Origin of the sequence: Cloacibacterium sp. TD35, assembly GCF_028864635.1 — a bacterium.
Taxonomy (GTDB): domain Bacteria; phylum Bacteroidota; class Bacteroidia; order Flavobacteriales; family Weeksellaceae; genus Cloacibacterium.
The window spans coordinates 1,436,571-1,462,009 of sequence record NZ_CP104850.1 but is presented as its reverse complement, the minus strand read 5'-3'; the positions used below and the strand labels follow the sequence as shown (position 1 = coordinate 1,462,009).

Here is a 25,439-nt window from a genome sequence, read left to right as displayed (position 1 = left end):
TTATAAAAATAATCACTACATTTGCAACTCAAAAATTTTAATATAAGATGAGTACTATATTTAGTCTTTTCATGGTGTTAATCATCATAGCTTGTGTTTTATTAGTTATTATTGTAATGGCACAAAACCCAAAAGGTGGAGGTTTATCTGCTACGTTCGGCGGTTCTTCTGCACAATTCGGCGTACAGAGAACGAATGATTTTATGGAAAAAGCAACTTGGGTATTAGCAATTATCATTGTTTCATTGATTTTCTTAAGTGTAGTGCTTACAGCAAAACCAAGCGTACAAATTAAAGACGTAAATGCACCAGAGAAAAAAGAAGCTAAAGCTCCTGCTCAATCAGCTCCACAGGCTCCGGTTCAAAAACCAACTGCTACGAAATAATTTATTATTTACGATATTTAAAAAGCGATTCAGAAATTCTGAATCGCTTTTTTATTGGTTGTTCCAATATTCATCTTGATTTTTTACAAAAAGGCATTCTATAAAAGATTCTAAAGACATTTTCTGTAAAATTTTATTTTCAATTTCTTTGAATTCTGTTTCAAAGAAAAATTTTTCTAAGATTATATTTTCTCTGTTTATAATCAAAATATTTTGTGGATGATAAAATGGATAATTTATTACATCTGCATTTGTGGTAATGAGTTTTTTGCCTAATGCTAAAACTTCAAAAGTTCTAATGGTTAATCCATTTTGAAATGGTTTATTGATATCTAATACGGATTTTGTCTTTTGATAAATTTCAATAATTTGTTGATGAGAAAGTGTTTTAAAACTAAGCTTTTTTATATTGAAATATTTTAATTTTTTATCAAATATTTTTTTTATCATAAAAATAAATCTACTCATTGCGTAATAATAAAAATGAGTTTTTAAATGAAGTTTTTCCGCAACATTTCTTACTTTTTCGCCGATAATGTATCTGTCTGTATGTGCACTTCCTACAAATGCAATATCAAATTCTATAGTTTTTTTTACCAACCTTTCTTTAAAATACTCATCTATAAAAAATAAAGGTCGGAAATGTAAACCGAATTTTTGCGCATCGTTTCTGTCAAAAGTAAATTTTTCATCAAAATCATCTAAATGGGAAATAAGATGAGGATATTCTTCAAATGAGTCAAAACTGTAATATATTGTCTTGAGATTAGGAAGATTTGTTTTCAATTCTTTTATAAAAAATTGAGGAATAGCCTCTCCTTTTATGAGAAAAAAATAATCATAATTTTTATGTTTTATTTCTTTTAAAATGCTTTTATAATAATTATTAATTTTAAAAGAAACCAGTTTTTTGTTTAATCTTACAATACCTTTAGTAATGAGAGAATTAGAAGGTCTATCATCATAAAAATCAACTTCTGCTCCTAATTCTTCGAGTTTAGAAACAATTGCTTTTTCGTAGTAAAAAAAATGTACGGAAATAAAAAGTATTCTTTTATTTTTAAGTTGATTCATTTTAAAAGTCCTTTTTCAATCATCTCATGTAATGATTGATTATATTTTATTTTACCCATATTTTGTTTGAGAACCCAAGTAGTAAATTTTCTAATGCCTTCCTCAAAAGAAACTTTTGGGAAAAAACTCAGTTTTTCTTGCGCTAAAGAAATATCTGCAAAATTATGTCTAATATCTCCTATTCTAAACTGTCCCGAAATATTAATTTCAATATCTTTATTATAATATTTTTTTAGAGTTTTTGCCAACTCTAAAACGGTAGTAGAAACTCCAGTCCCGATGTTAAAAACTTTATTCTTTACATCTGTATTTTCTAGGGATAAAATGATAGCTTCTACTGCATCGTCTATATAAATAAAATCTCTAGATTCTTCACCATCTTCAAAAATATTGAGGTTTTCATCATTCAATATTTGACTAGAAAAAATAGAAAGAATTCCTGTATACGGGTTTTGTAAAGACTGTCCAGCACCATATACATTCTGAAATCTTAGCGCAATTGCATCAATATTAACTGAACTACAAACAGACATTACTAGTTGTTCTTGAATTTGTTTGGTAATTCCATAAACCGAAATAGGCTGCAGTAGTGATGATTCGTCAGTAGGAAGTGGCTTAAGTGTTTTTCCACTTTCATTTTTTATTTCGAATTCACCTTTTTCCATATTTTCTAAATTTCTAGATTTTGGATAAACAATCCCTAAATCTTTATGAAAATATTTTCCTTCACCATAAACTGCTCTGGAAGATGCTAGGATTACTTTTTTAATTTGATGATTCTCATTTACCAAAACATCTAACATTTTTGCAGTTCCAGAAACATTAACATCTGTATATTTATCTATCTGATACATAGATTGACCAGTTCCTGTTAATGCAGCCAAATGGATAATGCTATCTTGCTGCTTAATAGCTTTTAACCAATCAGATTTTTTGGTTACATCTCCTTTAATAAAATTTACTTTACCTAAAATATTCTGAAATAGCGGAGATTCTTCCTCTGGATTTTCGCCATGCACTTGAGGCAATAAATTATCTAAAACGGTTACCTGATAACCTTTTTCTAAAAGTCTGAGACTAAGATTACTCCCAATAAAGCCAGCGCCACCAGTTATCAATATATTCATAGAATTATTTATTGAGGTTAAAAAAAAATTGTCTAACTAAAAGTAACCAATATTTTGCTTCATAAAAAAATTTCAAACAAAAATATTCTATTACATTTATTCTATTACCCTCATACATCTCTAAAATATTTTTAGCAAAACCTTTTTTCATTTTTTTCAAATTAGCTGATAAACCAGAAACACCAAAAGTTCTTTTTCCACCTCCAGCAATCACTAAACTCTCGTCTAATATATACATTTTGTTATGAAGTGAAATTTTCAACCAATAGTTGTGGTCTTCAGCAAATTTCTGATTATCATCAAAAAAACCTGTGTTAGAAAGTACTTTTCTTTTAAAAATTACTGTAGGTGTAGGAATTCCATTTCTAATGAGCAGTTTTCTAAATGTAACTTTCACTAATTTATTTTTAGAAAAGTAAGGAAAAAGCAACTTGTTATCATTAATTCTACATGAAATAAAATCAACATCTAACGAAAGCTGTTGTAATATTTTTAATTGTTCAGCAGTTTTATGAGGAAGCCACACATCGTCTGCATCAAGAAGAGCTATAAATTCACCTTTAGCCATTCTCAAACCCGTATTTCTAGCCGCAGAAACCCCTTTGTTTTCTTGATGAATCAACTGAATATTGAGTTCTGATTTTTTTTCTATAAATTCCTTTACTCTATATATACTAGAATCTGTAGAGCCATCATTCACTACTATAATTTCAAAATCAAAATTACCATATTGATTCTTTACCGATTCTAGTGCTGCTAAAATGGTAGTTTCTGCGTTATATAGAGGAATAATTACAGAGACCACAATTTTAATCTTTTATTATTAAAAAACATTAACCCAATTGACACTATAACAAAGGGCATACACATATTAAAGTAACTGACATCAAAATAGGAATTCGCGATAACATTTTGTAATCCATAATTTAATAAACTTATTATAAAGAAAATGAAGATCATCATAAACAATAAAAGTCCAGAAAAACTATAATATTGTGACTTAGCTTTAATCCTAAAAGACAATAGAATAGATAAAATCACAAAACTTAGAGTAATATATAAAGGTTGCCTAGTAGCCTGAACTGTAAAAGGATTATTTTTTACAATTTCTGAAAAGTTATCTGCATTATGAAAACCTATATATAATATAATGATAGAAGTTGTAAGGGATGATATTATAAAAATTAATTTATCTTTTAAAGAAAAACTTATGAATGGATAAAATAAAACCAAGAGTAAAGGAATAACACTAGATATTCTTGTTAAAAATAGCATTGATGAAAATAATCCTAAAATCATTATTTTTTTTGCACTCTTTTGTTCTAGGTTTCTCAAAATTAAATACATTCCCAATAGCAAGATTATAAAATTAGACATCATATCACTTTTGGTGTATACTTCATATACATAACTTGGAGATAATATGATGAGTAAAAGTATTAATATCCTTTCTTTGTAAGATTCAAACATCTTATAGATTAAAAAGGCAAAAAGAAGAAAACAAAAAGATTGTAAATACCCTACACTCCCAAAAATAAGATAAAAAGGCAATCCTAAAATCATCAGCATAGGCAAATTAGATGATTTATGCTGCATGTGACTTAAGAAATTATATGGATAATCTCCATTAATTAGAGCTTTTACTCCGTTTTCCAGAGCAGACCATCGATCTACATTTAGAGTATTACCGTCTACAGAATAGTTTAGATAAATAGTAAAAAGAAAAAAAACTATAATAAACATGAAAAAGAGAAATGTATATATCCTTTCATTTAAGTTTATTTTATCATAGAAACACAATAAATTAAAAATCAATAAATTATAGATAATCAATATAAAAACTTCAAAATTGGAAGTATATTTTATTATAAACAAACTATTTATAAACAAGTAAATTAATAATAAAACATTTATTTTTTTTATGGAGCAATTATACATCTCTAAATTTATTTACTAAAATACAAAAACTACCCTTGATACAAAAATATAGCATACTATAAATTTATTTACATTTGTATTATAGTCATACTCTAATGAAAAAAAACATATATTTATCCTTCTTTATCTTAATACTTGCCATAGTAATTTTCAATTTTGATGTCATAAATTACATAAACGATTTAAAAGAAAAATTTGGAGATTACTATTATCCTTTAGACGACAGTTACATCCATCTTAGTATAGCTAAAAACATTAGTTTTCATGAAGTTTGGGGTATTACTAGACATGAATTCAGTAGTACTTCATCATCTCCATTTTTTAGCATTTTATTGTCATCTTTAATGAATTTATGGGAGAATAATCCACTTGTATCATTATATCTAAACATATTCATTGCAAATTTATTTCTAATAATTATTTATTTATATTTCAAAGATGAACCAATAAGTATTAGCATCTATATTTACTGGCTTATATTTCATTGTTTTATTAAAAATACAAACAGTTACGGGATTAGAACATGTTTTGCATATATCTTTTATCACAATTTTTTGGTTAAGTTTATTTAAATGGGTTGAAAGTAATTACTTAAAAAATAACCATCTATACCTTGTTTATCTTTCATCCTTCTTTTTAATTATTTCTAGATACGAAAGCTTATTTATATTATTTCCAGCTATAATTTTTCTATTGATAAAAAAAAGAAATTTCGAAGCCATCACAATTTTAACATTATCATTAATCCCAGTTATAAGTTTTGGATTATTTTCCATAAAAAAAGGTGGCTTTTTTTCCCAAACAGTTTATTAGTTAAAGGTAACTTATCATTAAATCCTTTCGTTTTTTTTCAGCAAACCAGTATTATAGGGAAGATTATTATAATCTCAATTATATTTTTTTTAATCATTATTATATTTTTAAATTTTACGCTTAATAAAAAAACGAAAAAGGAACTTTATAAAAAATTATATAATATTTTATTAAAAAATGATACTTTTTTAATAATATTCATTACTATTATATTACATTCATTATTTGCAAAATTTAATTGGTTATACAGATATGAATCGTATCTCCTCACTTTAATTATCGTATCTGTTCCATTATTTTTTAAAAAAAACGTAATAAAATACACAAACAGATATTATTTAGCTACTATATTGCTCATTTTTGCCTTCTTCACACCTAGATTTTTACAATCTGAAAAAGATTTAGAATTTTCTGCAAAGAATATTTATAGTCAACAAGTACAAATAGGGATGTTTTTACAAAAAAATAAAAAAATAAAAACTGTAATCGCTAATGATATTGGTGCAATTTGTTACTTCTCAGATGTAAAAATTATAGATTTAATGGGACTAGGCTCTACTAATATTTTAATTTTAAAGAAAAATAATCCAGAACAATATAAATACTATCTAAATCATGTAAATTATGATTTAATGGTAATTTACGACAGCTGGTTTTCCAATGATAAAATGAAGACGAGAGTAAAAATTGCAGAATTAAAAAATCTACATCACCAAGTATTCGGTGATAACAAAGTAAGTTTTTATATTCCCCAAAATAGTAATTTAAAAAAAGACTTACTTGAGTCTCTTAAAAATTTAAAAAAACAGCTTCCAAAAGATACAGAATTAATAATTTATAATTAATTAGACTCGTTGTAAGGTAATCGGTTTACAATACTTCTTCCTAGGGAAATTTCGTCTGCATATTCTAGTTCATCACCCACAGAAATTCCACGAGCAATAGTAGAAAAAGTCACCGGAAATTCTTTGAATTTTTTGTATAAATAATATGCTGTAGTATCACCTTCCATGGTTGCAGAAAGGGCAAATATTAATTCTTTTACTTTTCCTTCGTTCAACTTTCTTTCAATCGAAGAAATATTCAATTGGTGTGGTCCAATTCCTTCCATGGGAGAAATTTTACCGCCCAAAACCAAATATTTACCATTAAATTTAGCTGTATTTTCTATCGCCATTACATCTCTTACATCTTCTACAATACAGAGCACGTCATCATTTCTCTTATGATTACTGCAAATTTCGCAAATATCCTCATCTGAAAAATTATGACACTCCTGACAGTATTTAATTTCTGTTACCAATTTCTGTATAGCCTTACCAAGCGCCATTCCTTGAGATTCTGGAACGCGAAGCAGATGCAAAGCAAGTCTCAATGCAGATTTTTTGCCAATTCCAGGCAAACTAGAAATTTCTTCTACGGCTTTTTCTAAAACTTTACTAGGAAAATTCATTATACAAATGTACTTTTTAATTTGAAAATCTGAAAATCTGAATATTTAAAATTATCTTTATCCAAAATATATTTCTATGCAGAATCTTCAGTATCCGCTATTTTTAAAATTCAAAATTTCTACATTGGCGAGTGATTTCAATATTTCTGACAAAAACGGAAATTCCTTGGCTTATGTTCGTCAAAAATTATTCAAACTAAAAGAAGATGTAGTTGTTTACAATAATGAAACTAGAACGCAGGAAAACTTTAGAATTAGAGCCAATCAATGGATAGATTTTAACGCAAGTTATGCCATAACAGACCACACTGGAAAGAATTTAGGAAAAATCACCAGAAAAGGAATGCGCTCTATTTGGAAAGCAACATATTTTGTTTTAGATGCTTTTGACGACCAAAAATATAAAGTTCAGGAAGAAAATGCTTGGGTAAAAATTATAGACGGATTCTTTACCGAGATTCCTATTTTGGGGATTTTTACAGGTTATTTTTTCAATCCTACTTATATCGTTCATGACAATAATGGAAAAGAAATTTATCGTTTGAAAAAGATGCCTTCATTTTTTGGTAGAAAATTTCAGTTAGACCAAATCAATGATATTGCAGATGAAGACGAAACTTTAGTGGTTTTAAGCCTAATGATGATGGTTCTTTTAGAAAGAGCAAAAGGTTAACATCGAATATAAAATACTTATTATCTTTAATAAAATCCAATAACTTATGAAAAAACTAATATTACTTTCTGCAATAATCTTTTCTGTGACTACTTTTGCGCAGCAAAGCGCTTCTAATAATGTAAAGAGAGAGAGCGATAACTATCAAACTTATTTTACAGTTAATGATAATTTGTTCAAAAATAATGAAGCAAATCTAGAAATTAGCAAATATTATTTTGACATAAAAAAATATATTAAATCAAAAAAAGAGCAACTTTCTGATGAAGATTACAAAACACTGATGAAGCAAAACGAAAAAGACTTTACCACCATTAATAAGGCGGTTTACGAAATGAGTGCTCAATTATTTTTAGAAAAATACAACGAAGAATTAGAACAATACAAAAAAAGAATTTACGAACAAGTAGATTTACTTGCTAAAGAATAAAAGAAAAGCCTGCATTTTGCAGGTTTTTTTTGTGCTTACATTTTCATGATTCATTATCTTTGTAAGAAATCATTTTATATGTCAATTACCCATTTAGAACCTCAAAATATTTGGAAAAACTTCGCGGCACTCAACGCCGTTCCACGTCCTTCTAAAAAGGAAGAAAGAGTTATCGCTTTTATTAAAAATTTTGGCGAAAATCTTGGTTTATCAACTTCTGTAGACGAAGTAGGAAACGTCATCATCAAAAAACCAGCAACCGCAGGAATGGAAAACCGTCAAACAGTGGTTTTACAATCTCACCTTGACATGGTTTGTCAGAAAAATAATGATGTAGATTTCGATTTTGAAACACAAGGAATCGAAATGTATGTAGACGGAGACTGGGTGAAAGCAAAAGGAACCACTTTAGGCGCAGATAACGGACTAGGAGTTGCAGCCATTATGAGTATTTTAGAAAGTACAGACATTGCTCATCCTTCTATTGAAGCTCTTTTTACCATAGATGAAGAAACTGGAATGACAGGTGCGCTTGGTTTAAAACCTGGTCAAATAACGGGTGAAATTTTATTAAATCTAGATACAGAAGAAGATGACGAAATAGATATAGGTTGTGCTGGTGGTATCGATGTAACGGCTTCTGCAAGCTATAATCTGACTTCCACTTCTGCAAATTTTGTAAAAATTGAAATCAAAGGTTTACAAGGTGGTCACTCTGGAATGGATATTCACAAAGGTTTCGGAAACTCTAATGTGATTCTGGGAAGATTACTTTATACTGGAGTTTCAAACCAAATTCAATTGATTTCTATTGACGGAGGCGGATTGAGAAACGCTATTCCTAGAGAAGCTCACGCTTTGGTTGCCGTAAATAATACTTCTGAATATTTACAAAAATTAGAAGCCATTAAATCTGATATTTTAGAAGAACTAGCTTCGGTTGAAAAAGATTTAGAAATTAATTTCGATACCGCTGAAAATACAGAAAACGGACTTTCTGTGGATGACTCTAAAAAAATTATTTTAGCTTTAAAATCTGCTCACAATGGTGTATACAGAATGTCTCCAGACGTTGCAGATTTAGTAGAAGCATCTAATAATATTGCAAGAGTAGAATTGAAAAACGGAGGTTTAAAAATCTTAAATCTTACTCGTTCTTCAGTAGAATCTACCAAAATGGCTGTTGCCGAACAACTGAAATCTGTTTTTGAACTGGCAGGAATGCAAGTTGACTTTTCGGGATCATACCCAGGCTGGAAACCAAAACCAGGTGCAGAAATCATTAAAATCATGACCGAAATTTATGAAAAAGATTTCGGAGCAAAACCTCACGTTGTTGCTTGTCATGCTGGTTTAGAATGCGGAATTATTGGCGCTAATTATCCAAAAATGGAAATGGTAAGTTTCGGGCCTACGATTAGAGGAGCGCATTCTCCAGACGAAAGAGCGAATATTCCATCTGCTCAAAAATTCTGGAAATATTTACAAGAAATCTTGAAAAACATTCCTGTAAAAAATTAATTATCAAATAATTACCCATAAAAAAAGACGCAAAAATTTGCGTCTTTTTTCTTTATCTTTTTACTTCAATTATTCATAAGGTGCCAATTCTACTTCTAAACCTTCCAAATCTTCGGTGATGTGAATCTGGCAGCCTAATCTTGAATTTTCTCTCACATTATAAGCTTCAGAAAGCATCGCTTCTTCTTCATCTGATTTTTCAGGAAGCGAAGTATCACTATTTACATAGCATTGACAAGAAGCACACATTGCCATTCCTCCGCAAACACCAATCGTTCCTTCTTCCGCTAATTCATAGAGTTTTACTACTTCCATTAAGTTCATAGCCATGTCTGTAGGCGCTGCTACTTCATGGGTAACTCCGTTTCTATCTGTAATTTTTATGTTTACGTCTAATGCCATAATATTTTTGTTGGGTGTAAGATGATGGATGCAACATCAAGCATCTTACCACTTAATCAATTTTCTTTACTACTGCTTTTTCAGCTTCTTTTCTAGTTCCGTCAAAACCATCTACTCCACTTACAGTGGTATATTTTAAGACATATTTTCTACCAGGATTCATTCTATTGTAGACACTTTGACACATCAAAGTTGCTTCGTGGAAACCACATAAAATTAGTTTTAATTTTCCTGGATAAGTATTTACGTCGCCAATTGCATAAACACCTTCAATATTGGTTTGATAATCCAAAGCGTTATTCACTACAATCGCATTTTTTTCTATTTCTAATCCCCAGTTCGCTATATCACCCAATTTAGGAGTCAATCCAAAAAGCGGAATAAAATAATCTGTTTCTAAATCGTAAACTTCACCTTCTTTGTCAATCGTAATCGCTTCTATATGACCATCGCCTTTTAAACCAATTACTTCTGCTGGGGTAATCAAATTAATTTTACCAGCATTTTTAAGTTCTTGTACCTTTTCTACAGAGTCAAGAGCACCTCTAAACTCATTTCTACGGTGAATAAGTGTAACAGATTTTGCCACATTAGACAAGAAAATACTCCAGTCTAGTGCAGAATCACCACCACCAGCAATTACAATATTTTTATCTCTGAAATGCTCAGGATTTTTCACAAAATATTCTACCCCTTTTTCTTCGTAGTCTGCAATATTGTCAATCAAAGGTTTTCTAGGCTCGAAAGTTCCTAAACCACCAGCAATTGCAACGGCTTTTGCACGGTGAACTGTACCTTTATTGGTAATCACTTCGAAAGTTCCGTCTTCTAATTTATGAAGAGTAGTTGCAGTTTCTGCCAAGGTAAATCCAGGTTCAAACTGTTTAATTTGTTCCATTAAATTATCTACCAACTCCCCCGCTAACACTGATGGATAACCAGGAATATCAAAAATTGGCTTCTTAGGATATAACTCTGCAAGTTGACCACCAGGCTGTGGTAATGCATCTATGATGTGACATTTAATTTTAAGTAACCCTGCCTCAAAAACAGCAAAAAGACCGGTTGGTCCGGCTCCGATAATCAATAAATCTGTATTTATCATTTATATATTTTTTATTGTAAATTTGAATTACGAATAAAAACTTTTCATTTTTTGCAAATATAGCAAATTTTGTGGTTTGGCCTATGTAACTTTTATGAGATTTATCAATACTGATTATCTATAAAACGGCCACTTTAAAATTTTGGCAAAGAATTTGCGAGGGAATAATTATTTAAAAATCGATTATGAAAAAAATATTCAATTTTATATTTTTATTAATTTCAATCACTGTTTTTTCACAAATTGACAATATTAAAAGTGGTGAAAAACTTTCTTATAGACTGCACTATGGTTTCTTAAATGCAGGCACTGCTACATTGACCACTAACCAAATCACTTTTAAAGGAAAACCTCATTACAGAGTGACAGGAGTTGGGAGAAGTACTGGTGCAGTAAGAGCTTTTTTCAAAGTAGATGATATCTATGAAAGTTATATAAATATCGCAACTGGATTGCCAAGTTATTATGTGAGAAACGTTTCGGAAGGTGGCTACAGAAGACATTACGAAACCGAATTTAACCATGATAATCAATCACTTACACTCACCAACAAACTAGACCAGACTTCTAAAAATTTTAAAACCATGAGAGGAATTCAAGACATGCTTTCTTCTTTTTACAATCTTAGAAGTATGGATCAGTCAAAGTTTAAAGTAGGGAGCAATATTAAAATGAACGTTTGGATTGATGATGAATCTTATCCTTTTATGCTAAAAGTAGTTGCTGTGGAAAACAAAACCACCAAATTTGGGGACATTTCTTGCCTTAAAATTAAACCTTACGTAATGAGTGGTAGAATTTTTAAATCCCAAGAAGGCGTTACAATGTGGGTAACCAACGACGAGAACCACGTTCCTGTAGAAATTAGAGCAGAACTTCTAGTAGGTTCTCTAAAAGCAAGTATAGACGGATACGCTAATGTAAAATACCCTTTGAATTTTTCTAAATAAAATTTTAAGAAATATAAAATCCGACAAAAATTGTTGGATTTTTTTGCGCTTTATGTAATAAAACTAAAAGATTAGTTGTTCTACTTGAAACAAATGATTTTTTTTTGCAACTAATTTCTCTAAATAAAAATACATGAAAGTTCAAATCATCATCTTATTCACTTTTCTTTTTGTAGGTTTTTCCTCGGCACAAGAAGAAAAAACCGAAAACATTACCCGGAAAACCATCAATGCAGTAAGAGTAGAAAAAGCACCAAAGATTGATGGAATTCTTGATGATGATATTTGGAAAAACGCACCTATTGCCAACGATTTTATAGAACTAAGACCTAATAATGGTAAAACTGAAAATCCTGACTTCAAAACAGAAGTAAAAGTCGCTTATGACGATACCGGGATTTATGTTTCTGCGATGATGTATGACAAAGAACCTTCTAAAATCGGGAAAGAACTTACCGAAAGAGACAATATAGGAAATGATGATTTTTTCGTACTATTTATTAATGGATATAATGATAAACAGCAGAGTTTAGAGTTATTCGTAACGGCTGCAGGTGTACAAGCAGATAGTAAAATTACTAACCAAAATGGCGAAGATTTTTCATGGAACGGAATTTGGTATTCTGGCGTGAAAATTTTAGAAAATGGTTGGTCTGTAGAAATGAAAATCCCTTATTTCGAAATGAGATTTCCTGAAAGCGAAAGACAACAATGGGGAATTAATTTTTTCCGACAAATTAATAGATTGAAAACCGCTTATACATGGAATCATGTGAACAATCAAAAAGGAAGCTTCTTATTATATGACGGTATTCTAAATGGTGTAGAAAATATACAAACGCCTACCAGATTGTCATTCCTTCCCTATTTTTCGAGTTATGTAAATTATTATGACGGAAAAACCACTACCAATGTAAATGGCGGAATGGATGTGAAATATGGAATTAATGACGCTTTTACATTAGACACCACTTTAATTCCAGATTTTGGACAAACCAATTTTGATGCTACCGTTCTAAATTTGGGACCATTTGAACAACAATTCAGTGAACAGCGTTCGTTTTTCAATGAAGGAACAGAACTTTTCAACAAAGGAAACATGTTTTATTCCAGAAGAATTGGTGGTTTCCCGAGTAAATTCCCTCATCTTGCTGCCAATGAAAAATTTGCTGAAAATCCAGAAAAAGTAAAACTTTTCAACGCTACTAAAATTTCAGGAAGAACTAAGAAAGGCTTAGGAATTGGATTTTTCAATGCCATTACCGAAAAAACCGAAGCTTCCATCAGAAATATCAACACTGGTGAAATCAGAAAAGAAGTAACAGAACCTTTGGCAAATTATAATGTTTTTGTTTTAGACCAAAGATTTCGCGAAAACTCTTCGGTTTCACTCATCAATACGAGCGTAATGAGAAGCGGAGATTTCAGAGATGCTAATGCAACTGGAGTTTTCCTCGATTTAACCAATAAGAAAAATACTTTTAATGTTTACGGTTCCACAGAAGGAAGTTGGGTTTTCGAAAATCAAAAACAAAAATTCGGCTTTGAAACAAATGCTGGTTTTAATCAAATTATTAAAGGCCATCAATTCGGTGCAGATGTTTTTTTGAGAGATAAAAACTATGACATTAATGACTTAGGATTTACTGGACAGACCAATTATGTGAATTATAGTGCTAATTATAATTACCGTTATTTGCAACCAAAAGGCAATATCAATCAATTAAATTACAGCCTTAAAGTAAACAACAACAGAAGGTTAGAAACTGATTTATTTGCAGATTTCGTGATTCACCAAAATTTACAAATTACCAATAAAAATTTCTTCAATTACGGAGGAGGATTAATGGTAAAACCACTTGGAACTAATGATATTTACGAACCGAGAACTTTTGGTAAATACTTATTTATTCCAGCCATGTATAATCCTTGGATTTTTGCCAATACAGACGAAAGGAAAAAATTCAAAATCGGTGGTTATGTAGAGTTTTATAAATATAATGAAGACAAGAGAATTACCTACATGTCTGAAATCAATACCCGATATCGATTTAATGACCATTTTTCTATTTTTCATACTTTAAATTATGCTAATTATAACAATGAAACAGGATTTGTAGGAAAAGATGCCACGAACATTTTCATTGGCCGAAGATTAAGAAACTCTGTAGAAAATAGTGTTTCTTCTCAATATACATTTAATGAAAAAATGGCGATTAACCTTACTTTCCGTCATTATTTTTCAGAAGTTGCCTACAGACAATTTTATACATTAAAAGATAATGGAGAACTTAATCCAGACACTAGTTTCACAGAAAACAGAGACGGAACCTTCAATTCATGGAATCTAGATTTACGCTACAGTTGGTGGTTTGCACCAGGTTCACAGCTCACTTTACTGTACAGAAATCAAGCTCAAAATTTCTTAGATGTAGCCAGATTAAGCATGAGAGATAATTTTGACCGATTGTTCAATGAACCTATGATTAACAACCTTTCACTCAGAATTACTTATTTCTTAGATTACAACAGAGCAAAAAATTGGTTCAAAAAATCTTAAAAATAAAAAAGCGTTCAAAAAATTTTGAACGCTTTCTTTTTATCATTTCTGAAAATTTCAATAATAAATTCTAATTTATAAATGCCCGAATTGCTCTAGCATTCTCTTATCATTTTCGAAGAACATTCTGATGTCTCCCAATTGATAAAGCAACATTACGATTCTCTCAATTCCCATTCCGAATGCATAACCAGAGTATTTATCCGCATCAATATTTACATTTTTAAGAACGGCAGGATCTACCATTCCGCAACCCATAATTTCTAACCAACCGGTTCCTTTGGTAATTCTGTAATCAGTTTCAGAATTCAGTCCCCAATATACATCTACTTCTGCACTTGGCTCTGTAAAAGGGAAATAAGAAGGTCTCATTCTGATTTTTGATTTTCCGAAAAGTTCTGTAGTGAAAAACTGCAAAGTCTGTTTCAAATCTGCAAAACTCACGTTTTCGTCTATATATAAACCTTCTATTTGGTGAAAAATACAGTGTGAACGAGAAGAAATAGCTTCGTTTCTGAAAACTCTTCCCGGAGAAAGAATTCTAATTGGCGGCTGATTTTCTTCCATATGACGAATCTGCACCGAAGAAGTATGCGTTCTTAATAAAACATCTGGATTTTGCTCAATGAAGAATGTATCTTGCATATCTCTTGCAGGATGATATTCTGGTAAATTAAGCGCAGTAAAGTTGTGCCAATCATCTTCTATTTCTGGTCCATCAGAAACTGCAAAACCAATAGATTTAAAAATCTCAATAATTCTGCCTTTAACTAAATTAATAGGATGACGCGAACCTAATTCCAACGGAAAAGCAGGTTTCGTAAGGTCTTCTTTTTCTAAAATGATTTGGCTAGAAGTAGCTTCTTTCAACTCTTCTAACTTAGTATTTACGACTTGTTTGAGTGTATTGATTTTTTGACCAAATTCTTTTTTCTGCTCATTCGGAACTTCTTTAAATTTTTCGAAAAAATCATTTAAAATTCCTTTTTTACCATTGAATTTGATACGAAATTGTTCTATTTCGTCTTTGTTAGTAGAAGTAAAACCTTGCACTTCTTTCAATAACTCATCTATCTTTTCTAACATCGGTTTGCTTTATAGAATTGCAAAAATACGATTTTTAATTTTTAACCACAAAAACCTTCACAGAATAATCCCGAACTTAAGTCATAAAAAAAGAACTCACAAAACTGCGAGTTCCTATTTTTTTCAACTTGGCGCTTTAGAATTACTTGTTTTCTAAAGCCTTTACCAAAATCTGAAGGTTAATTTCTTTGTTCAGCAAACCATTTTCTAGAGGAAGCTCAAATTTCAACCCGAAATCTTCTCTGTTAATGTCTGTAGGCTCAGTTGCGATGTTTACATTTTCGCCAGAAACGGTTACATTTGCCTTAAAATGTACTGGTTTTGTAATACCCTTAATCGTAAGATTTCCTTCTAAAAGCGTATTGTAATCTCCAGCTGTATTTTCGGTTACTTTGGTTATTTCATAAGAAGCAGTAGGAAATTTTTCTACTTCGAAGAAATCTCCACTTTTTAGATGACCCTCTAATTTAGCTTTCATTTCTTGGTCATCTTTTAAATCTATATTTTCTAATGTGGTAATATCCGCCACAAATTTTCCTGATTGCAGTTTACCTTCTTTTACGGTAACATCTCCACTTTCAAATTTTATAGAACCAAAATGTGTGGTTTGATCAGACTTTAGCACTTTATAACCTTTCCACTCTATTCTACTATTCATGGTGTCTACTTTGTAGAGTACACCATCTGTTTCGGTTAAAACTTCGTTAGCTTCGCTAGATACAGGTTTATCTTTACCACAAGAAAGAACTAAAAATGAGATGGCTAAAATCCCTAAGGCTCTATATAAATTCTTTTTCATTTTTAACTGTTTTTTATCATTTTACTTCTGCTAAAGTAAGAAATTTCTCTTCAAATTTTCAAAAATTCTTTTATTATGCTTATTTTTGTATATGCTTTTGAATGTTAGAAACTTATATTTCGGTTACAAACCCGGAACTTTACTTTTCAGAAATATCAATCTTTCTGTAGTAAAAGGTAAAATTATTGCTTTGGCTGGCGAATCTGGCTGTGGAAAATCTACTCTTCTTAATATTATTTACGGTTTGTTTGATTGGCAAAGCGGAGAAATTTATTTGGAAGACGAAAGACTTTTCGGACCGAAAGGTAACATTGTTCCAGGAGAATTGGGCATGAAGCTGGTTTCTCAAAATTATGATTTAATGCCCTATCTTACCGTGGCAGAAAACATAGGAAAATTTATTTCTAACACCAATCTTTCGGAGAAAAAGCAAAAAATTCAGGAGCTTTTAAAAGTAGTAGGATTAGAAGATTACGCTCATATTTTGCCAAAAAACTTGAGCGGTGGTCAGCAACAGCGTGTTGCCATTGCCAGAGCACTTTCTGTAATGCCGAAACTACTTCTATTAGACGAACCTTTCAGTAATTTGGATTATTCTAGAAAAATGGAATTGAGAGAGCGTTTGTTTAATTATGCTAAAGAACATGAACTTTCTGTGATGATTTCTACCCACGAAATTCAAGAAATTCTTCCTTGGACTGACCAAATTATTGTGTTACAAGAAGGACGATTGATTCAAAATGACAATGCTGAAGAAACCTTCAGAAATCCTTACAACGCATACGTAGCAAAACTTCTGGGCGAAGTAAACACCATTTCCGAAGAAGAAAAATCTGTACTAGACATTTCTAAAAATTATTTCTTCCCGCATCAAGTAAAACTCACCGAAAATGGGTTAGATGCTCAAATTGTAGAGAGTAGATTCGCAGGAAACCATTATTGGAATAAAATTTTGGTTCATAATATTCCGCTTATTATGTACTCAGAAAACAGATTAGAGGGAAATGTGAAAATTAAAATCAATATTTAGAAAATTCAGCTATTCACAATCATTTCAAAATTTTAGAACTTCATTAATCATCAAGTTCACAAAAATTTTTTACTCATTTGTAGAAAATTTATTAATTTTGTCATCCCTGAAAAACGTAAGGAAATTTTTGGTTAATTCTCTTTCTGCCTTGATGGACTGAAATTAGATTCGTTTCATACGAACAATCAAAGTCTTAGAAAAGAACCCTGCCAAATCTTTCCTTTTTTTATGCATAAAAAAACGCAAAGATTAAATCCTTGCGTTTCATATTTTTAAAATTATTGCATTTATAATGAAAATCTCTGATTTTCATCTTCGCATTTAAAATATTAAGCTTTCTTAACGAATTCAGACTTTAATGCCATTGCTCCGAAACCATCTATTTTACAATCTATATTATGATCAGAACCTGGTCTTAATCTAATATTTTTCACCTTAGTTCCTGCTTTTACAGGTTTCGGCGCCCCTTTTACAGGTAGATCTTTAATAACTACCACAGAATCACCATTTTGCAATTCATTTCCGTTGCTATCGAAAATTTTATCTTCTGCACCTACTTCTGCAGGATCAAACTCATGGAAACATTGGCTGCAAACCAAAAGATTGTCTTGTTCGTAGGTAAATTCGCTGCCACATTTTGGGCAAGGCATTAATTCACTCATTTTTTAATTTTTTGCAAAGATACTTTAAAATCTGTAACCTAAAGAAATCCCCGCTCTTAAACCAGCCCAAGGTCCATCTACTTTTAGATTAGCACCGTTTGCATTTACAGTAGCTTTGTATTTTACTACTGGGATATCTAGATTATCCAGCTCTTGCTGAACTTGCTGTTGCTCGGTTGAAGATAACACTCTATCAGTAATACCATCTAATTCACCTGTAGAAGCACCATAATGCGCACCTAAAAACCATGCATCCAAAACAAAATTATCTTTTTTGCCTAAAAACCATTGCGCACCGATTAATAAACCAGCACTGTGAGCTGTAGAATTCCCTTTGAAAGTTACATCTACAGTATCATATACTACTCCATTGGCTTCCATATCTATGGTTTCAGTAAAATTAGAAACTTTGAAGGTAGAATATCTATAATATGGAGCTAAATAAAAACCTTGACCATATCCTTTTTTCCCTAAATAAAATCTGGTTTCTACTGTTGCATTACTTCCTCCCAATTGTATTTCTTCTAGGTTTGCGTCTGTATCACTAGAAAATAATGAAGAAAATGGTAACTTACCTTCTGGTATCATACCATAACTTACAGATAATGAAAACGTTTTTGTAAAAACTCTTTCATAATTCAATTGAAAATTTTTAAATGCAAAAGCAGTAACGTTGGTTTTGATGATGTTTTTTCTTTGTGTGTCATTTTCCTGAGCATTCATTCCTAAACTCAGTAAAAATAATGTTCCAAATAGTAGTTTTCTCATTTATTTTGATTTTCGGCAAATATAATTTTTTTATCTATAATAAAAAGAGTCATTTTTTACTTTTTTTAACTATTTTACAATTTATTAACATAAAAAAAACACTTTTTAAATCATTAAACAACAAAAACAAACAACAATTCACTCTAAAAGTAAAAAATATCCAAAATTGAAATCATCAAATAATTCCGTATTTTTGCAAAAATTTTAGAAATAAAATCTAAAATTCATAATTCAATAATCTCTATGCAACTTATTCACAGAAATCTACTCATCGGTATTCACGATGCACTACAAGAAACTTTTTTCGAAAAAAATAAATACGCAGATAAAGTTATAGAAAGACTTTTGAAGGCTCATAAAAAATGGGGAAGCGACGACAGAAAGGTAGTTTCTGAAATTTTCTACAACATTATCCGTTGGAAAAAACGCCTAGAATATTACATTGGTGAAGGCGCAAAACCTGGAAATATATATAAGCTCATCCTAGCTTATTTGCTTTGGAGCGAAACTGAATATAAAAAATTTGAAGAATTTCAAGGAATTAAAGTTGCAGACATTATTACCAAATTGAAGAAAGGAACCGTTCCTACTAAAGCTTTTGAACATTCTATCCCAGATTGGTTGGTAGAAACTTTAGAAAAAGAACTCGGTGAAAACTGGGAAAAAGAAATGATTGCACTCAATGAACAAGCGCCAACTATATTGCGTGCTAATTCTTTGAAAACCTCAACAAAACACTTAATTGAAGAACTAAAACACGAAAATGTAGAAAGTTTTCAAGTTCCAGGCTTCGAAAATGCTGTTCAATTAGAAGAAAAGAAAAATGTATTCTTAACTTCAGCTTTTAAAGATGGCTTTTTCGAAGTACAAGATGCTGGTTCGCAAAAAATTGGAGAATTTCTAGACGTAAAACCCGGAATGCGTGTAGTAGATGCTTGTGCTGGAGCTGGCGGAAAAACGCTTCACCTGGCTGCTTTGATGGAAAACAAAGGGCAAATTATTGCTATGGATATTCACGGTTGGAAATTAGCCGAACTGAAACGAAGAGCAAAAAGAGCGGGAGCTCATAATATAGAAACCAGAGAAATTACAGATAATAAAGTCATCAAAAGACTGCACGAAAAGGCAGACAGACTTTTGATAGACGCACCGTGTTCTGGTTTAGGCGTTTTAAAAAGAAACCCAGATTCTAAATGGAAAATAGACCAAGATTTCATCGATAGAATTAGAAAAGAGCAAGAAACCATTCTTCAAGATTATTCTAAAATCATTAAAAAAGGTGGTAAAATGGTTTACGCCACTTGTTCTATCTTACCAAGTGAAAACAATGAACAGGTAGAAAATTTCTTGAAAAACAACCCTGATTTTAAATTAGTGAAAGAAGAAAAAGTAATGCCAAGTACGGGTTTTGACGGATTTTATATGGCGCTGATTGAAAGAGTTTAAATAAATTTCAAAATATAGTTTCTAAAGCAACCTTTATCTAAGGTTGCTTTTTTTGTTTTTTCAACTTAAAAAAATTCGCATCCTTGTTTCAAAACAATTGTTTAAATTAAAATTTTTCTAAAATAAAATTTATTAGTTTAAATTATTAACTAATTTTAATATTTTATTTTTATTTATAAACTTTAAATCTATTTTTGCATACGAAATGTAAACATTTAATCAACTTTTAAAATATTTATATAAGATATGTGCGGAATTGTATGCTTGTTTGATGCGAAACTAAAAACAGACGCCCTGCGTCCTCAGATATTAGAAATGTCTAAAAAAATTAGACACCGCGGTCCAGATTGGAGCGGTATTTTCCAATCAGAAAAAACAGTTTTCTCTCACGAAAGATTAGCGATTGTAGACCCAACTTCTGGGAAGCAACCTTTATTTACCAAAGATGGAAAAGTAGTGCTTGCCGTAAATGGCGAAATCTACAACCACCAAGAACTCAGAAAAGAATTCCCTGATTATGAATTTCTTACTCAGTCTGATTGTGAAGTTATCTTGGCACTTTATAGAAAATACGGTAAGGATTTTATTGAAAAACTTAACGGAATTTTTGCATTTTCACTTTATGACATTGAAAACGACATTTATTTAATCGCAAGAGATCACATGGGGATTTGTCCGCTTTATCAAGGTTGGGACAAACACGGAAACTATTTTGTAGCTTCTGAACTGAAAGCTTTAGAAGGCGTTTGCAATAAAATAGAAACTTTTTTACCAGGGCATTTTGTATACAGCAAAGACGGTCAAGAACTTCAACAATGGTACAAAAGAGACTGGGAAGATTTTGAAAATGTAAAAGACAACGCAACCAGTATTGCAGCCATTAGAAAAGATTTAGAAGATGCAGTACACAGACAAATGATGAGTGATGTTCCTTATGGAGTTTTACTTTCTGGAGGTCTTGATTCCTCTATTATTTCGGCAATTGCGGCAAAATATGCTAAAAAACGTATTGAAAGTGGAGACGAACAGGAAGCTTGGTACCCAAGATTGCACAGTTTTGCAGTAGGATTAGAAGGCTCTCCAGATTTAGCTGCCGCTCAAAAAGCTGCAGAACATATAGGCTCTGTTCACCACGAAATTCATTTCACCGTTCAAGAAGGTTTAGATGCCGTTCGTGATGTGATTTATCACCTCGAAACGTATGATGTAACAACAGTTCGTGCTTCTACCCCGATGTATTTAATAGCGAGAGTCATTAAATCAATGGGAATTAAAATGGTACTTTCTGGTGAAGGAAGCGATGAACTTTTTGGTGGATATTTATATTTCCACAAAGCTCCAAATGCTAAAGAATTCCATGATGAAACGGTAAGAAAACTAGGGAAATTACACTTATACGACTGTTTGAGAGCCAACAAAGCATTAATGAGTTGGGGAATTGAAGGAAGAGTTCCTTTCTTGGATAAAGAATTTATGGATGTTGCCATGACCGTAAATCCTGCGGATAAAATGGTTACTGCTCACGAACCAAAAATTGAAAAATGGTTATTGAGAAAAGCTTTTGAAGATTTATTACCAGAATCGATTGCCTGGAGACAAAAAGAGCAGTTTTCTGACGGAGTTGGTTATAGCTGGATTGACTCTTTAAAGGAAGTTGCCGAAAAAGAAGTGACTGATGAAATGATGGCGAATGCAAAATTCCGTTTTCCTCAAAACACCCCACAAAATAAAGAAGAATACAGATACAGAACAATTTTTGAAGAGCATTTCCCAAGTGAAACAGCAGCTTTAACCGTTCCATCTGTACCTTCGGTAGCTTGTTCTACGCCAATTGCTTTGGAATGGGACGAAGCTTTCAAAAAAATGAATGATCCGAGCGGAAGAGCCGTGATTTCCGTTCATGAAGATTCTTATTAGAAATTGTTATTTGAAATTTGATATGAAGAGAAGTCTGTCCAAAAAATTTGGGCAGGCTTTTTAATTTGAAACCAAAAAACTTTGTTAAAGCTTTCATTGTTCAAAACAACAAAAACGATTAGTATAAACTATCAAAACTTAACATTTTAGAGGTTTTATTTTTTGTAAATTTGATGAAATGAAACCATCCCAGATTGAAAATATAGAAACCACTAAAAAAATTCTTCCATTAATATTGGCTACTGCTATTTTTATGCAGATGTTGGATTCTACTATTCTCAACACCTCTCTACCATCTATTGCAAAAGATTTAAACGAATCACCGCTAAATATGCAAAATGCCATTATCAGTTATGTTTTAACATTAGCTTTATTCATGCCTGTTAGTGGTTTTCTGGCAGATAAATTTGGAACGAAAAAAATATTTATCATTTCATTAATCCTATTCAGTTTAGGCTCTCTGCTATGTTCACTTTCCCCAAACTTAACATTTTTAGTAATATCAAGAGTCATTCAAGGAATTGGAGGAAGCTTGATGACGCCAGTTGGCAAACTCGCCCTTATTAAAACTTTTGATAAAAGCGAACTCCTAAAAGCATTGAATTTTGCAATAGTTCCAGCACTTATTGGCCCTGTTCTCGGCCCATTAATTGGAGGGTATATGGTAGATTATCTTTCTTGGCATTGGATATTTTTAATGAATATTCCTATTGGGATTTTAGGTGTAGTGCTTAGCATAAAATATATGCCTGATTATTTTTCAGAAATCATAGATTTTGATTTCAAAGGTTTTCTTTTCTTTGCCGCAGCATCTTTATTACTTTCCATCTCTTTAGAATGGATGGGTAATGCTAAAAATATAACCCCTGTTCTATTGGTATTTTTAATGGGTTTTATTTTTATTTACCTTTATTATAGACATGCCAAAAAACAAGATAACCCTATTTTTCCTTTAGAATTATTCATGGTAAGAACCTTCAGAGTAGGATTTTTAGGAAACCTAGCTACGAGATTAGGCATTAGCTCTATTCCGCTATTGATTCCTTTGATGATACAAATTGCTTATGGACAATCTGGAGTAGTTTCTGGATGGATTGTAGCTCCTATGGCTATTACCGCCATGTTTGGAAAATCTGCCGTTATTAAAATCCTGAATCGTTTTGGCTATCGAAAAACTCTGATGTTCAATACTTTTCTCATCGGAACACTTATCTGTTTAATGGCAATCCCAGGAATTAACGCTCCTATTTATTGGTTCATTCCTTTAATTTTGGTTTTAGGATTTTTTAATTCTATTCAATTTACCTCTATGAATACCATCTCCATTTCGGATTTACGAGACAGTCACACGAGCAGTGGAAACTCCTTAATCTCTGTAAACCAACAAATTGCTATTGGGTTTGGAATTGCATTTGGCTTAATCATTTTAAAACTTTTCGAAGGAGATACGCAGCTTATCAAAGGAAATATTCACAATGCATTTCGATATACTTTTTTAGTCATGGGAATTCTCACTATTTTATCTGGTTTTGTCTTTAGAAGACTACATTTTAGAGACGGAGAAAACATGAAGTCTTAAAACTTTCCCTGAAATAACTTTCTGAAAACGCTAAAAAAACTATATTTGCTCAACTTAAATTTTATAAGAATGGATTCAGCAAAGGTGTTGCTAATTTTTGTATTTGTATATTTTGTAGGACTTCTCGTAATTTCTTATTTCACTAGTAGAAATTCAGACAATCAATCTTTTTTCATCGGGAACAAAAAAAGTAAATGGTGGCTCGTTGCTTTTGGAATGATTGGCACTAGTTTAAGCGGTGTAACTTTTATTTCTGTTCCGGGAACCGTAGGTAAAATGACTGCCGGTAATTATCCTTTTGGCGGATTTGAATATTACATGATGGTGATTGGTTTTTTCATCGGATATTTCATTGTTGCCGCTATTTTGCTTCCTCTTTATTACAAGATGAATCTTACTTCTATCTACACCTATTTAGGAAAAAGATTTAATGTAGAAGCTCACAAAATTGGTTCTTTATTCTTCATCATTTCTAGAGCTATTGGTGCCACTGCAAGATTATATTTAGTGGTTAATGTTTTGCAATTATTTTTATTAGAAAATCTTGGTGTCCCATTTTGGGTTACTGCAGCAGTAATACTTTTAATGGTACTGCTCTACACCTATGAAGGCGGTGTAAAGACCATTGTTATTACAGATACATTACAAACTTCATTTATGATTATCAGCCTAGTTGCCTGTATTATTTATATTTTATCAAATCTTAATCTTTCTACTCCTGAAGCCTTCAACATTTTGGCAGATAAAGACTACACCCATTTCATTAATACTGATATTAATTCTAAAACATTTTTCTTAAAAACAATTCTAGGCGGAATGTTTATTACCATTGCCATGACTGGCCTAGACCAAGAAATGATGCAAAAAAATATTTCTGTAGATAACCTTAAGAATTCTAAAAAGAACATGCTCACTTTTGCTGGAACGCTGTTGCTAGTAAACTTGGCATTTTTGTTTTTAGGAGGTTTACTTTATCTTTTTGCGATGCAAAACGGCGCAGAATACTCGCAATTGGTAGATGTAGTCAATGGTAAAGAAAATATTACCAATATTTTTGGGTTTAAAGACGCTGCGGGAAATATTAACAATATTATGGGAGACGATTTATTCCCAGCACTTTCTCTGCAAGGTTATTTTCCTATGTTTATTTCTGTTATTTTCATTATCGGGCTTACTTCTGCTCTTTTCCCGTCTGCTGATGGTGCTTTAACCGCAGTTACGAGTTCTTACTGTGTAGATTTATTAAACTTAAACGAAGATACTACCAGAGCCGAAAAACAAAAGAAAACATTGAGAATGAAAATTCACTTAATTTTCACTGTAGTATTCTTCCTTCTCATTATGATTTTCAAATGGATTGATGATAAATCTATCGTTTACCTCATCATGGAAGTAGCGGGTTATACTTATGGTCCACTTTTAGGCTTATTTGCTTTCGGTATTTTTACGAAGCACACGATTTCTAAAAAATATGCAATTCTATCAGTAACCATACTCGCACCAATTTTCACTTATCTAATTAATTATGTGGTAAGTAATTTCAGTGACTATAAAATTGGAGTAGAACTGATTATTCTAAACGGACTTCTCACCTTTATAGGACTATGGTTAGTGAGAAAGAAATAAATTTTAAAAAATTCGGTAAATCATTGCCGAATTTTTTTATTTCAAAAAGTAAGAAATCTTTTCATTTTTAGTTCTTACATGCCCCTTAATTTTA

The 25,439-nt window shown here is 31.3% G+C and carries 23 protein-coding genes; 12 read left to right on the top strand and 11 right to left on the bottom strand.

Translation table 11 applies throughout. The features are described 5' to 3' along the window. Window positions 1-47: 47 nt before the first annotated feature. Entirely contained in the window at window positions 48-386 is a 339-nt protein-coding gene (gene secG, locus N7277_RS06800) for a preprotein translocase subunit SecG (protein WP_069799356.1), read from the top strand. A 51-nt stretch (window positions 387-437) separates the two neighbouring features. On the opposite strand, the gene N7277_RS06795 is transcribed toward secG, so the two are convergent. From N7277_RS06795 to N7277_RS06780, 4 genes are read right to left on the bottom strand one after another with little or no spacing between them, the layout of a single operon-like run. Continuing rightward, the gene (locus N7277_RS06795; protein WP_274778823.1) at window positions 438-1,460 is read right to left on the bottom strand and encodes a hypothetical protein; all 1,023 of its coding nucleotides are present in this window, start codon (window positions 1,458-1,460) and stop codon (window positions 438-440) included. Next, entirely contained in the window at window positions 1,457-2,587 is a 1,131-nt protein-coding gene (locus tag N7277_RS06790) for an NAD-dependent epimerase/dehydratase family protein (protein ID WP_274778822.1), read from the bottom strand. Before N7277_RS06790 ends, N7277_RS06795 begins: the two co-directional genes overlap by 4 nt. A 4-nt stretch (window positions 2,588-2,591) precedes the next feature. Then, a complete protein-coding gene (locus N7277_RS06785) occupies window positions 2,592-3,392 on the bottom strand; it encodes a glycosyltransferase family 2 protein (RefSeq protein WP_274778821.1) in 801 nt (266 codons plus the stop codon). Further along, on the bottom strand, window positions 3,380-4,330 hold the full coding sequence (locus tag N7277_RS06780; protein ID WP_274778820.1) for a hypothetical protein: 951 nt from the start codon (window positions 4,328-4,330) through the stop codon (window positions 3,380-3,382). Before N7277_RS06780 ends, N7277_RS06785 begins: the two co-directional genes overlap by 13 nt. A 1,358-nt stretch (window positions 4,331-5,688) precedes the next feature. On the opposite strand from N7277_RS06780, the gene N7277_RS06775 reads away from it, so the two are divergent. Beyond that, on the top strand, window positions 5,689-6,183 hold the full coding sequence (locus tag N7277_RS06775; RefSeq protein ID WP_274778819.1) for a hypothetical protein: 495 nt from the start codon (window positions 5,689-5,691) through the stop codon (window positions 6,181-6,183). On the opposite strand, the gene recR is transcribed toward N7277_RS06775, so the two are convergent. Continuing rightward, window positions 6,180-6,791, bottom strand: coding sequence for a recombination mediator RecR (gene recR, locus N7277_RS06770; protein WP_274778818.1), 612 nt, complete (start codon window positions 6,789-6,791; stop codon window positions 6,180-6,182). The two genes, N7277_RS06775 and recR, sit on opposite strands and share 4 nt — an antisense overlap. A gap of 70 nt (window positions 6,792-6,861) precedes the next feature. Here recR and N7277_RS06765 point away from each other — a divergent pair, with 70 nt between their 5' ends. The 3 genes from N7277_RS06765 to N7277_RS06755 all read left to right on the top strand — a co-directional run bounded on the left by N7277_RS06765 (window position 6,862) and on the right by N7277_RS06755 (window position 9,415). Beyond that, window positions 6,862-7,464: a hypothetical protein gene (locus N7277_RS06765; RefSeq protein WP_274780813.1), complete on the top strand. Its 603-nt coding sequence runs from the start codon at window positions 6,862-6,864 to the stop codon at window positions 7,462-7,464. Window positions 7,465-7,510: 46 nt separating this feature from the next. Then, window positions 7,511-7,894 carry a hypothetical protein gene (locus N7277_RS06760; RefSeq protein ID WP_274778817.1) on the top strand — a complete coding sequence of 128 codons (384 nt, stop codon included), beginning with the start codon at window positions 7,511-7,513 and terminating at the stop codon, window positions 7,892-7,894. Window positions 7,895-7,972: 78 nt separating this feature from the next. Beyond that, window positions 7,973-9,415, top strand: coding sequence for an aminoacyl-histidine dipeptidase (locus N7277_RS06755; RefSeq protein WP_274778816.1), 1,443 nt, complete (start codon window positions 7,973-7,975; stop codon window positions 9,413-9,415). A gap of 69 nt (window positions 9,416-9,484) precedes the next feature. On the opposite strand, the gene N7277_RS06750 is transcribed toward N7277_RS06755, so the two are convergent. Both N7277_RS06750 and N7277_RS06745 read right to left on the bottom strand, forming a co-directional pair. Next, window positions 9,485-9,817, bottom strand: a complete 333-nt coding sequence (locus tag N7277_RS06750) for a 2Fe-2S iron-sulfur cluster-binding protein (RefSeq protein WP_274778815.1) — start codon at window positions 9,815-9,817, stop codon at window positions 9,485-9,487. Window positions 9,818-9,869: 52 nt separating this feature from the next. Continuing rightward, window positions 9,870-10,922, bottom strand: a complete 1,053-nt coding sequence (locus N7277_RS06745) for an NAD(P)/FAD-dependent oxidoreductase (protein ID WP_274778814.1) — start codon at window positions 10,920-10,922, stop codon at window positions 9,870-9,872. Between the two features lie 185 nt (window positions 10,923-11,107). Here N7277_RS06745 and N7277_RS06740 point away from each other — a divergent pair, with 185 nt between their 5' ends. Next, entirely contained in the window at window positions 11,108-11,872 is a 765-nt protein-coding gene (locus N7277_RS06740) for a DUF3108 domain-containing protein (protein ID WP_274778813.1), read from the top strand. A gap of 133 nt (window positions 11,873-12,005) precedes the next feature. Then, window positions 12,006-14,432, top strand: a complete 2,427-nt coding sequence (locus N7277_RS06735) for a DUF5916 domain-containing protein (RefSeq protein WP_274778812.1) — start codon at window positions 12,006-12,008, stop codon at window positions 14,430-14,432. Between the two features lie 75 nt (window positions 14,433-14,507). Here N7277_RS06735 and pheS read toward each other — a convergent pair whose 3' ends face one another. Next, window positions 14,508-15,518 (bottom strand): phenylalanine--tRNA ligase subunit alpha, encoded by a 1,011-nt coding sequence (pheS, locus tag N7277_RS06730; RefSeq protein ID WP_274778811.1) that lies wholly within the window; start codon window positions 15,516-15,518, stop codon window positions 14,508-14,510. 142 nt (window positions 15,519-15,660) lie between these two features. Next, complete coding sequence (locus tag N7277_RS06725; protein ID WP_274778810.1) at window positions 15,661-16,317, bottom strand: YceI family protein; 657 nt, start codon at window positions 16,315-16,317, stop codon at window positions 15,661-15,663. A 91-nt stretch (window positions 16,318-16,408) separates the two neighbouring features. On the opposite strand from N7277_RS06725, the gene N7277_RS06720 reads away from it, so the two are divergent. After that, a complete protein-coding gene (locus tag N7277_RS06720) occupies window positions 16,409-17,347 on the top strand; it encodes a sulfate/molybdate ABC transporter ATP-binding protein (RefSeq protein WP_274778809.1) in 939 nt (312 codons plus the stop codon). Between the two features lie 329 nt (window positions 17,348-17,676). On the opposite strand, the gene N7277_RS06715 is transcribed toward N7277_RS06720, so the two are convergent. Continuing rightward, entirely contained in the window at window positions 17,677-18,009 is a 333-nt protein-coding gene (locus N7277_RS06715; protein WP_069799390.1) for a zinc ribbon domain-containing protein YjdM, read from the bottom strand. A 24-nt stretch (window positions 18,010-18,033) separates the two neighbouring features. Next, window positions 18,034-18,777, bottom strand: coding sequence for a DUF3575 domain-containing protein (locus tag N7277_RS06710; protein ID WP_274778808.1), 744 nt, complete (start codon window positions 18,775-18,777; stop codon window positions 18,034-18,036). Window positions 18,778-19,020: 243 nt separating this feature from the next. Between N7277_RS06710 and N7277_RS06705 the strand changes: the two genes are divergently transcribed. The 4 genes from N7277_RS06705 to N7277_RS06690 all read left to right on the top strand — a co-directional run bounded on the left by N7277_RS06705 (window position 19,021) and on the right by N7277_RS06690 (window position 25,345). Further along, the gene (locus N7277_RS06705) at window positions 19,021-20,223 is read left to right on the top strand and encodes an RsmB/NOP family class I SAM-dependent RNA methyltransferase (RefSeq protein WP_274778807.1); all 1,203 of its coding nucleotides are present in this window, start codon (window positions 19,021-19,023) and stop codon (window positions 20,221-20,223) included. A 246-nt stretch (window positions 20,224-20,469) separates the two neighbouring features. Next, window positions 20,470-22,140 (top strand): asparagine synthase B, encoded by a 1,671-nt coding sequence (gene asnB, locus N7277_RS06700; RefSeq protein WP_274778806.1) that lies wholly within the window; start codon window positions 20,470-20,472, stop codon window positions 22,138-22,140. Window positions 22,141-22,318: 178 nt separating this feature from the next. Beyond that, window positions 22,319-23,719, top strand: a complete 1,401-nt coding sequence (locus N7277_RS06695; RefSeq protein ID WP_274778805.1) for an MFS transporter — start codon at window positions 22,319-22,321, stop codon at window positions 23,717-23,719. A gap of 69 nt (window positions 23,720-23,788) precedes the next feature. Further along, window positions 23,789-25,345: a sodium:solute symporter gene (locus N7277_RS06690; protein WP_274778804.1), complete on the top strand. Its 1,557-nt coding sequence runs from the start codon at window positions 23,789-23,791 to the stop codon at window positions 25,343-25,345. Window positions 25,346-25,439 lie beyond the last annotated feature (94 nt).

Coding starts and splice junctions, on each gene's coding strand:
- N7277_RS06790 (WP_274778822.1), bottom strand. CDS start 2,587: ATGAATATATTGATAACTGGTGGCGCTGGCTTTATTGGGAGTAATCTT.
- N7277_RS06715 (WP_069799390.1), bottom strand. CDS start 18,009: ATGAGTGAATTAATGCCTTGCCCAAAATGTGGCAGCGAATTTACCTAC.
- N7277_RS06740 (WP_274778813.1), top strand. CDS start 11,108: ATGAAAAAAATATTCAATTTTATATTTTTATTAATTTCAATCACTGTT.
- N7277_RS06695 (WP_274778805.1), top strand. CDS start 22,319: ATGAAACCATCCCAGATTGAAAATATAGAAACCACTAAAAAAATTCTT.
- asnB (WP_274778806.1), top strand. CDS start 20,470: ATGTGCGGAATTGTATGCTTGTTTGATGCGAAACTAAAAACAGACGCC.
- N7277_RS06760 (WP_274778817.1), top strand. CDS start 7,511: ATGAAAAAACTAATATTACTTTCTGCAATAATCTTTTCTGTGACTACT.
- N7277_RS06725 (WP_274778810.1), bottom strand. CDS start 16,317: ATGAAAAAGAATTTATATAGAGCCTTAGGGATTTTAGCCATCTCATTT.
- N7277_RS06705 (WP_274778807.1), top strand. CDS start 19,021: ATGCAACTTATTCACAGAAATCTACTCATCGGTATTCACGATGCACTA.
- N7277_RS06720 (WP_274778809.1), top strand. CDS start 16,409: ATGCTTTTGAATGTTAGAAACTTATATTTCGGTTACAAACCCGGAACT.
- recR (WP_274778818.1), bottom strand. CDS start 6,791: ATGAATTTTCCTAGTAAAGTTTTAGAAAAAGCCGTAGAAGAAATTTCT.
- secG (WP_069799356.1), top strand. CDS start 48: ATGAGTACTATATTTAGTCTTTTCATGGTGTTAATCATCATAGCTTGT.
- N7277_RS06750 (WP_274778815.1), bottom strand. CDS start 9,817: ATGGCATTAGACGTAAACATAAAAATTACAGATAGAAACGGAGTTACC.
- N7277_RS06755 (WP_274778816.1), top strand. CDS start 7,973: ATGTCAATTACCCATTTAGAACCTCAAAATATTTGGAAAAACTTCGCG.
- N7277_RS06745 (WP_274778814.1), bottom strand. CDS start 10,922: ATGATAAATACAGATTTATTGATTATCGGAGCCGGACCAACCGGTCTT.
- N7277_RS06735 (WP_274778812.1), top strand. CDS start 12,006: ATGAAAGTTCAAATCATCATCTTATTCACTTTTCTTTTTGTAGGTTTT.
- N7277_RS06710 (WP_274778808.1), bottom strand. CDS start 18,777: ATGAGAAAACTACTATTTGGAACATTATTTTTACTGAGTTTAGGAATG.
- N7277_RS06795 (WP_274778823.1), bottom strand. CDS start 1,460: ATGAATCAACTTAAAAATAAAAGAATACTTTTTATTTCCGTACATTTT.
- N7277_RS06690 (WP_274778804.1), top strand. CDS start 23,789: ATGGATTCAGCAAAGGTGTTGCTAATTTTTGTATTTGTATATTTTGTA.
- N7277_RS06780 (WP_274778820.1), bottom strand. CDS start 4,330: ATGTTTATTATAGTTTTTTTTCTTTTTACTATTTATCTAAACTATTCT.
- pheS (WP_274778811.1), bottom strand. CDS start 15,518: ATGTTAGAAAAGATAGATGAGTTATTGAAAGAAGTGCAAGGTTTTACT.